Genomic DNA, 9094 nt, shown 5'->3' on the forward strand with positions numbered 1-9094 from the left:
CGGGAGAACCGTCGTACCCCGACACCAGAATCACGCCCCAGCGGCCCATCGAGGCCCCTCTCGATGATCATTGGCTGCCAGATGAAAGATCCGGGCTAGGAACTCCTGTCCCGCACCAAGATCGCCCTGGATGCACTAGGTGTGTCGGCTGGTGATCTTGACAAGGTAGGGGGATCGCCAGGTGGTTGGTCGGTCGGGGTTGTGGGTGCGGGTGGTGGGCTGCATGAAGGGCGCTCGCAGATGCCCGCGGAGAGGTCTTGGTATGTCGAGGGGAGGGCATCCAAAACGCGTGGATCAGCGCGAGGCCCCAGCTGGGTCCACGACGGCTACTCGCCGAAGTAGACCGAGATGGCGGCGAAGAGCGCGAACCCTGCAGTGAGGAAGATCGGGCCCAGCTGCGAGGTCTCGCCCTCGTGCGCCTCACCGATCATCTCCTCCACGACGACGGCGGTGAGGGCGCCGCCGGTCAGTGCCAGGACCGAGAGCGTGATGATCTCCGGGGCCTCCCGCAGGGCGAGGAAGCCGAGGGCTGCTCCGAGGAGGATGGGAACCGCGAAGCCCGCCGCCATGAGGATCCGTCGCTTGCGGCTGATCCCGGCGTTGCGCAGGGTGGCGACGGCGGCGAAGCCTTCGGGTACGTCCGCCGGCACCTGCCCCATCGCCAGCAGCAGTCCGAGCGCCGGGTTCACCACCGTGCCGGTGCCGATCATCACTCCGTCGCTGAACAGGTCCATCGACACACCGCCGAAGATCGCCAGCGCCCCGGACTGCTTTTCGCCGCCACCCATCCTCGCCTGCACGTAACCGACCGCCCGGTCCAGGCCGATAAAGATGACCCCACCCGCAACGAACGCGAGGAGCGGCACCCACGGCAGGCTGGCTTCCAGTGCTTCGGGCATCAGTTCGATACCGACGACCGCCAGCACGATCCCGGCGGCGAGATGCAGGGCGAGGCTCAGCGTCCGTTCGGAGACCCGGAAGACCTCCGCCAGCGCGCCACCGAAGAAGTTGCCGGCCGCGGGCAGCGCCGCCAGCCCGAGCACGATAAGGAAATCGCCCATGATCCAGCCTCCTCAGCCAGCACCTGCGCTGGACCACCGTCGAACCGCCCCCTAGGGAGCACCTGACGCTGCACGACCAGCAGATCCGCCTGTGGTTCCTGCCCCGACGATGTGCACGTCAGCGGGGTGGAAGATGACAGGTCTGTGTCGTCCTGCAAGAGGGCAGCCCAGTTCCGGCCAACGTGCGGCGGGCTGGAGAAGGCAGCAGTCGGGCGGCAGCGTGACGACGAGCGGCGGCCTGGTCACCCATCACCTTGAACCGTCCTGGATCTGGTGGAGGCTCTCCCGCCGGGCATCGACCGGGGTTGGGGAGGATCTCGCCATGGCCATTGCTCGTTCTGTTGTCTTGTTCCTCATCGCCGCGCTGGCGGAGATCGGTGGCGCCTGGCTGGTGTGGCAGGGCGTGCGCGAGCATCGCGGCCTGGCCTGGATCGGCGCGGGGGTGCTGGCCCTGGGTCTGTACGGGTTCGTGGCCACCTTGCAGCCCGACGCCAACTTCGGCCGGATCCTCGCCGCCTATGGCGGCATCTTCGTGGCCGGTTCCCTGGCCTGGGGGATGGCACTGGACGGCTTCCGCCCCGACCGCTACGACCTGATCGGCGCCGGCATTTGTCTCATCGGCGTGGCCGTGATCATGTACGCCCCACGCGGGGCGTGAGCGGCGCCAAGACGAGCAGCACTCGCTGTGTAGAACTGTGTGGCGCCGGGGGGCGGTGAAGGGTTGAGCCGCGCCATGAGTCGCACGGACCGAGCCCCTGAGTGGCTGTCGGGGTGGCACAGGATGCGGCACGACGGGCGGGAGGACGGAGCACCAATGGGTACAAGCTGGGAGTCGGTGCGGATCTTGGAGGCGGATCCCGGGCTCGGGGAGGGGCTGAGCGGCGGGCAGTTGGCGGCCGCCCGTGGAGCGGTCGTGACGTTCGTTCAGCGGCTGGGCACGGGGCTGTGGCGTGGCGCGGATCAGCAGGTGCCGGCCGGGGGGTTCCTGGTGCTCGAGGGGTGCATCACCCGTGAGGTGTCGATCCTCGGGGAGACCGCCGCTATCGAGTTCCTCGCCGAAGGGGACCTGCTGCGTCCGTCCGGAGAGGTAGGGGCCGCGTCGGTCGACTCCCGGGTCGTCTGGCAGGCCCTCGAGCCGACGCGTCTGGCGGTTCTCGACCGCGACTTCCTGCTCGCCGTGAGACCGTGGCCCGAACTGATGGCGGGACTGCTCGAACGGCAGGAGCGCCGGGCGGAGTGGCTGGCGAACGTCCTGGCCATCAGCCACCTGCCCCGCGTGGACCTGCGAGTTCTCGTACTGTTCTGGCTGTTCGCTGACCGCTGGGGAAGGTTCGGGGCGATGAGGTGAGAGTGCCCATCCCGTTGACGCACCTGAACATCGCCCATCTGATCGGAGCGCGGCGCCCCACCGTGACGACCACGCTCAACAATCTCACCGAGGCCGGGTTGCTCCGGCAGGAGAGCAATGGCTACTGGCTTCTGCGCGGTGGGCCGCCGGTGCAGGCACGGGACGTGCTCGACAGGACCGCTGGCCTGCGACCGGGGCCTACCGCTCCTCGGGCCTGAGGATCCCGCGCAACTGATGTCAGCGAGATGACATCAGTGCTCAGCGCGGTGTAGCAGCACCGCTTCCTGAGCATGAGGCCTACGTGTCTTCATCGCAGTCCCTCATACCGCAGGGTTGGGTCTCGCCGGCACCGGTGCTTAGCGGACGGGCCGCGGTGCTCACCGGCGGGGGCGGGTGCTGGCGCGTCCGTTCGAGGGACGAAGCGCTGAGCACGCCCACCGGGGCGCTCGGGCGATGACGTCGATCGCGGACTACGCGCTCCTCGGGGACTGCCAGGGTGCGGCGCTGGTGGCGCTGGATGGCTCGGTCGACTGGTGGTGCCCGGGCCGGCTCGACGCGCCCAGCGTGTTCGCCCGTCTGCTGGATCCCGACGCCGGTCACTGGTCGATCCGGCCACGCGGGGAGTGGACGGCGACCCGCCGCTACGTCGAGGGCAGCATGGTCGTTCAGACGGATTTCACCACTGCTGGTGGTGTGGTGCGGCTGACCGACGCGCTGGCCCTGGGCGCGGGGGAGCGGGGCCACCAGATCGGCTGCGCCTCCCCGCACCTGCTCGTGCGGCAGGTGGAGGTGGTGCGGGGTGAGGTCGAGATCGACTTCGAGCTTGCCGCGCGCCTGGAGTACGGCCTGGTGACTCCCCAGATCACTTCCACTCCGCGAGGGATCGAGCTGGGCGGCGGAGCCGAGCGGCTCGCGCTCACCGCCGACCGGCCGCTGAGCATCGAGCAGGGGAGGGTCACTGGGCGGTTCGGCCTCCGCGAGGGGGAGAGCGCGGTTTTCGCGCTGCGCCACCGCCGAGTCGTCGACCCGCTCAGCGCTGCGCTGGACGGGCGTGCGGCCCTGGCCGACACCGTCGCGGGGTGGCGGTCCTGGACGCGGATGCACCAGGGGTACCAGGGCCCCTACCGCGAGCAGGTCACGCGCGCCGGGCTGGTGTTGCAGGCCCTGACCTACCGGCCCACGGGTGCGGTGATCGCCGCGGCGACCACTTCTCTGCCGGAGAAGGTTGGTGGGAGCGCGAACTGGGATTACCGGTTCGGCTGGTTGCGCGACGGGAGCTTCACCCTCAAGGCGCTGTGGGTCGCGGCCTGCCCGGACGAGGGGCAGCGGTTCTTCGACTGGATGGCCACCTCCACCGGTTCCATCGGCGACGGCCGCGTGCCAATCATGTTCGGGGCCGGCGGAGAGCGCGACCTCACCGAACACCAGCTGGACCACCTGGCCGGCTTCGCCGGGAGTCGCCCGGTCCGGGTGGGCAATGACGCCTGGACGCAGAAGCAGCTCGACGTGCTGGGGGAGGTCCTGGAGTGCGCGTGGGTGCTGCGCGACCAGCTCGAGGACCTCAGCCCGTTCACCGCGGCGTTCCTGCGGTCCCTGGCCGACCGGGCGGCCACCACGTGGCAGGAGCCCGACGCCGGGATCTGGGAGGGCCGCGAAGGCCAACGCGACTACGTGACCTCGAAGGTCATGTGCTGGGTTGCGCTCGACCGTGCGCTCAAGCTGGCCGACCGCCTCGGCGATGAGGCGGACGTGGCGCGGTGGGAGCGGGCGCGGGAGGAGGTGCGAGCCGCGATCCTCCAGCGCGGCTGGAACGAGTCGGTCCAGGCCTTCACCGGGGCCTTCGACTCCGACCACCTCGACGCCGGGGTCCTGCTCCTGCCGATCGTGGGGTTCCTCCCCGGCGACGACGAACGGGTCGTGGCCACCCTCGACGCCATCGAGCGGGAACTGTCCAAGGACGCACTGGTGCAGCGCTGGACCGGTTCCGGGGACGAGGGCGCGTTCGTCATCTGCTCGTACTGGCTGGCCGCCGGCCGGGCGATGGCCGGACAGGTCGACCGCGCCAAGCAGATCTTCGAGACCGTCACCGGCTACGCCAACGACCTCGGGCTGCTGTCGGAGGAGATCGACCTGCGCGACAAGGCCCTGATCGGCAACTTCCCCCAGGCGCTGTCCCACATCGGCCTGGTCAACGCCGCCTGGGCCATCGCCCAGGCCGAAAACCTCCACCGACCGGACCAGCCGAACTAGGGACGGCAGACAGCAGAGACCGGGCAGGACCAACGTCGCAGGACCAAGAAAGGGACAGGACATGGGAAAGCTCCAGGACAAGGTCGCGCTCATCACCGGATCGGACTCCGGAATCGGGCAGGCCACCGCCATCGAGTTCGCACGCCAAGGCGCTGACGTGGTGGTGCACTACCTACAGGACGAGCAGGGCGCGAACTCCACACGCGAGCAGGTCGAGGCCCAGGGCCGCCGGGCGATCGTCGTGCAGGGTGACCACGGCTACGAAGACCAGGTCGAGGCCATGTTCCAGGCGGCGTTCGAGGCCTTCGGCCGGGTCGACATCCTGATGAACAACGCCAGCGTCGACGCCTCGGGCACCTACGTCGCCGACCTGAAGATCGAGGACTTCGAGCGCACGCTGCGCAGCAACCTCATCGGGCAGCTGATCTGCTGCAAGCACTTCATCAACCACCGCAAGCAGCAGGGCGGCGGCGGGAAGATCATCAACACCACGTCGGTGCACCAGGAGCAAGCCCGCGCCGGGGCGGCGGACTACGACTGCTCCAAGGGCGCGCTGCGCAACCTCACCCGAACCCTGGTGCTCGAGGTCTCCGAGATGGGCATGACGGTGAACAACATCGCGCCCGGCATGGTGCTCACGCCCTTCAACCAGAAGGCAATCGACGACCCGGACTTCCGCGAGCAGCAGGTCCAGAGCATTCCGCTCAAGCGGGCCGCACAGCCGGAGGAGATCGGCCGGCTGGCGGTGTTCCTGGCCTCCAGCGACGCCGACTACGTCACCGGCGCCACCTACGTGATGGACGGCGGACTGATGCAGATGTCTGGCCAGGGAGCCTGACCCCGCGCTCGAGCAGCCAGCCAACTCGACGGCGCTGCACACCGCGACGTTGACAGCGGTCGCGCTGCGCCCCTACCACGCGGCCACCGCGCCGGCTACCAACGATGGAGATTGCGTGACCCTGACCGCCCCCACCACACCGACCCTGCTCGCGCGGTTCCTCGACGTCCGCGGGCTGACCGAGCGTCTCGCTGCGCCGTTGTCCCCGGAGGATCAGACCGCGCAGTCGATGCCCGATGCCAGCCCCACCAAGTGGCACCGCGCCCACACCTCCTGGTTCTTCGAGGAGTTCGTGCTCGACCCCGCCGGCGGTTACCGGCCCTTCGACCCCACATTCCGCTACTTGTTCAACTCCTACTACGAAGCGGTCGGCCCACGGCATCCCCGCCCGCAGCGTGGGCTGGTGACCCGCCCCTCGGCCGACGAGGTGGGCCGCTATCGGGACCACGTCGAGCAGGCCGTCGCCGCTTTGATCGAGCGGGGGCTCGACCAGGCGCAGACCGAGGTCGTCCAGCTGGGCCTCAACCACGAGCAGCAGCATCAGGAACTGCTGGTCATGGACGCCCTGCACCTGCTCTCCCGCCACCCGTTCGGCCCGGCGATGATCGACCGCCCCGTGGAGGACGACCCCGACCCCGCGCCGCTGACCTGGCGCGCGGTCCCCGGCGGGCTGTACGAGATCGGTCACGACGGGACCGGCTTCGCCTATGACAACGAGGGGCCGCGTCACACCGTGCACCTGGTGCCGTTCCAGATCGCCGAACGCGCGGTCACCAACGAGGACTGGCTGGCCTTCATCGCCGACGGCGGTTACGCCCGCCCGGAGCTGTGGCTGTCCGACGGATGGGCCGCGGTCCAGCAGCACGGATGGCAGGCACCGGGCTACTGGCAGGAGCAGGACGGGCAGTGGGTCGCCTTCGGCTCCGGCGGTGTGCGGCCGCTGCGCCGGGCCGAACCGGTCTGCCACGTCTCGTTCTACGAGGCTGACGCCTACGCCCGCTGGGCCGGTGCCCGCCTGCCCAGCGAGGCCGAATGGGAGGTCGCCGCAGGCGACGTGGCCGAGCTGCGCGGTCAGCTGCTCGGCCCCGACCGGCTGCACCCCGGCCTCGCCGGGCGCCACATGCTCGGCGACGTGTGGGAGTGGACCTCCAGCGCCTACCTGCCCTACCCGGGCTTCCGCCCGGTTGAGGGTGCGGTCGGGGAGTACAACGGCAAGTTCATGTCCGACCAGCACGTCCTGCGCGGCGCGAGCTGCGCGACCCCGGCCGGGCATGAACGGCTCACCTACCGCAACTTCTACCCCGCTGCGGCCCGGTGGGCGTTCGCCGGACTGCGGCTGGCGCGCCCGTGACCGCCGTCCACCATCCCGCGTCCCCGTGCGACGGCGGGACGCCAGATATCGCGCCAGCCGGGGTGGCGGTCCGGATGGATCGCCACCTGCCGCCGGCGGCGATGCGTGATGCGCTGGAGGCCGACGTCCGCGCGGGGCTGAGCGCCACACCGAAGACGCTGCCGCCGAAGTGGTTCTACGACGCCCGCGGCTCCCAGCTGTTCGCGGCCATCACCCGGTTGCCGGAGTACTACCCCACCCGGCGGGAAGGGGCGATCCTGCAGGCGCACGCCCCCGAGATCGCCGAGCTGTCGGCAGCTGACACGCTCGTCGAGCTGGGCAGCGGAACCTCGGAGAAGACCCGCCTGCTCCTCGACGCCCTCCGCGAGGCCGGCACGCTGCGGCGTTACGTGCCCGTCGACGTGGACCAGACCGTGCTCGCGCAGTTCGGCCAGGCCGTGGCCGGTGAGTACCGGATCGAGGTGCACGCCGTCGTCGGTGACTTCGAGAACCACCTGCCGCTGCTGCCGGCCGGCGGCCGCCGGCTGATCGCCTTCCTCGGTGGCACGATCGGCAACCTGCTACCCGCGCAGCGCGCCCGGTTCCTGCGCACGCTGGCATCGACCATGGCATGCGGGGACACCCTGCTGCTCGGCACCGACCTGGTGAAAGACCCCGCGCGGCTGGTCGCCGCTTACGACGACGCGGCGGGTGTGACCGCTGAGTTCAACCGCAACGTGCTGCGCGTGATCGCCCGCGAACTCGGCGCCGAGCTCGACCCCGACGCGTTTGCACACGTCGCGCTGTGGAACGGGGAGAACGAGTGGATCGAGATGCGCCTGCGGTCGCTGCGGGAGCAGGTGATGCGCGTCCTCGACCTCGAGGTGCACTTCGCCCAGGGGGAGGAGCTGCGCACCGAGATCAGCGCCAAGTTCCGCCGGGAGCGCGTCGCCGACGAACTCGCCGCCGCCGGCTTGCAGCTGCGGTCCTGGTGGACCGACCCGCAGGGCGACTACGCGCTCTCCCTGGCGACCAAGGCGACCCCGTGACCCCGCGCGCCCACCGAAATGGTCCCGATCCGAGGCTGGAGCCAGGAAGTGAGGTCGATGAGCGCGTGAGAGAACTGCCCAGCGGGCGCCAGTACACGGTCGTGCACGGCGACGACCGCGTCACCGTCGTCGAGGTCGGCGGGGGGCTGCGGTCCTACGTGGCAGGCGGGCGTGAGCTGCTCGACGGGTACGCCGAGGACGAGATGGCCACCAGCGCCCGCGGCCAGCCCCTGATTCCGTGGCCCAACCGGCTGCGCGACGGCCAGTACACCTGGGAAGGCAATGAGCATCAGGCGCCGCTGAGCGAGCCCGACAAAGGCAACGCCATCCACGGCTTCCTCCGGTTCGCCAACTGGACCTGCCTGGGGCAGACCACGAGCCGGGTCGACCTGGGCCACGTGCTGCATCCGCGCCCCGGGTATCCGTTCACCCTGGCAGTGCGCCTGTCCTACCGGCTCGGGTTTCAGGGCCTCACCGTCACCACCACCGCACGGAACGTTGGGACCCGGGCCCTGCCCTACGCCTGCGGCCAGCACCCCTACCTGGCGGCGCCCACGGGGCTCGTCGACCAGTGCACGCTGCAGGCGCCGGGCGGGACGTACCTGCCGACCGACGACCGGGGCATCCCCACCGGAGCAGAGCCGGTGCAAGGGAGCCAGTACGACTTCCGAGCCGGCCGCGAGCTGGGGAGCCTGGAGCTCGACCTGGCCTTCACCGACCTCGACCGCGACGAGGACGGGCGGGCCTGGGTGCAGCTGCGGGCACCGGACGGGCAGGGAGCGGCGATATGGCTCGACGAGAGCTATCCCTACGTCGAGCTGTTCAGCGGCGACAGCCTGCCTGACTCGCAGCGGCGGCGCCGCGGCCTGGGGGTGGAACCGATGACCGTCCCACCCAACGCTTTCCAGTCCGTAACCGACGTGGTGCGCCTGGAGCCGGGCGCCTCGACCAGCGTCAGCTGGGGGGTGCGTAGCCTGCCGTGACGAGGACTCGATGCGGCATTTAGACCCACGGCCTCCGGGAGATTCCCCATGACTGACCGGTTTGACGTGATCGTCATCGGAATGGGCCCGGGCGGTGAGGTCGCCGCCGGCCAGCTGCTGAAGTCCGGTAAGCGGATCGGGATCGTCGAGCGGGAGCTGCTCGGCGGGGAGTGCGCCTACTGGGCCTGCATCCCGTCCAAGACGCTGCTGCGCCCGCCGGAGGCCGGGGGCGAGG

General features: G+C 70.2%; 10 protein-coding genes. 9 read left to right on the forward strand and 1 reads right to left on the reverse strand.

Annotated elements, in window-relative coordinates:
- Nucleotides 1-326 precede the first annotated feature (326 nt).
- Nucleotides 327-1043, reverse strand: coding sequence for a ZIP family metal transporter (locus CNO22_RS22925; RefSeq protein ID WP_232807277.1), 717 nt, complete (start codon nt 1041-1043; stop codon nt 327-329).
- Between the two features lie 340 nt (nt 1044-1383).
- Between CNO22_RS22925 and CNO22_RS22930 the strand changes: the two genes are divergently transcribed.
- From CNO22_RS22930 to CNO22_RS22970, 9 genes are all read left to right on the forward strand, one after another.
- Nucleotides 1384-1719, forward strand: coding sequence for a YnfA family protein (locus CNO22_RS22930; RefSeq protein WP_100501599.1), 336 nt, complete (start codon nt 1384-1386; stop codon nt 1717-1719).
- Between the two features lie 255 nt (nt 1720-1974).
- Nucleotides 1975-2409 carry a cyclic nucleotide-binding domain-containing protein gene (locus tag CNO22_RS22935; protein ID WP_157937081.1) on the forward strand — a complete coding sequence of 145 codons (435 nt, stop codon included), beginning with the start codon at nt 1975-1977 and terminating at the stop codon, nt 2407-2409.
- Nucleotides 2410-2411: 2 nt separating this feature from the next.
- Complete coding sequence (locus CNO22_RS22940; protein WP_157937082.1) at nt 2412-2627, forward strand: helix-turn-helix domain-containing protein; 216 nt, start codon at nt 2412-2414, stop codon at nt 2625-2627.
- A gap of 235 nt (nt 2628-2862) precedes the next feature.
- Nucleotides 2863-4659: a glycoside hydrolase family 15 protein gene (locus tag CNO22_RS22945; RefSeq protein ID WP_100501595.1), complete on the forward strand. Its 1797-nt coding sequence runs from the start codon at nt 2863-2865 to the stop codon at nt 4657-4659.
- Between the two features lie 61 nt (nt 4660-4720).
- The gene (locus CNO22_RS22950; RefSeq protein ID WP_100501596.1) at nt 4721-5497 is read left to right on the forward strand and encodes an SDR family NAD(P)-dependent oxidoreductase; all 777 of its coding nucleotides are present in this window, start codon (nt 4721-4723) and stop codon (nt 5495-5497) included.
- A 115-nt stretch (nt 5498-5612) separates the two neighbouring features.
- Entirely contained in the window at nt 5613-6848 is a 1236-nt protein-coding gene (gene egtB / locus CNO22_RS22955) for an ergothioneine biosynthesis protein EgtB (RefSeq protein ID WP_100501597.1), read from the forward strand.
- A gap of 74 nt (nt 6849-6922) precedes the next feature.
- Nucleotides 6923-7876, forward strand: a complete 954-nt coding sequence (gene egtD / locus CNO22_RS22960; protein WP_100501600.1) for an L-histidine N(alpha)-methyltransferase — start codon at nt 6923-6925, stop codon at nt 7874-7876.
- A gap of 65 nt (nt 7877-7941) precedes the next feature.
- Complete coding sequence (locus CNO22_RS22965; RefSeq protein ID WP_100501598.1) at nt 7942-8859, forward strand: aldose 1-epimerase family protein; 918 nt, start codon at nt 7942-7944, stop codon at nt 8857-8859.
- Nucleotides 8860-8907: 48 nt separating this feature from the next.
- A partial coding sequence (locus CNO22_RS22970) for an FAD-dependent oxidoreductase (RefSeq protein WP_198588544.1) occupies nt 8908-9094 on the forward strand: 187 nt, incomplete at its 3' end.

This window comes from Geodermatophilus chilensis, assembly GCF_002802985.1.
Taxonomy (GTDB): Bacteria; Actinomycetota; Actinomycetes; order Mycobacteriales; family Geodermatophilaceae; genus Geodermatophilus; species Geodermatophilus chilensis.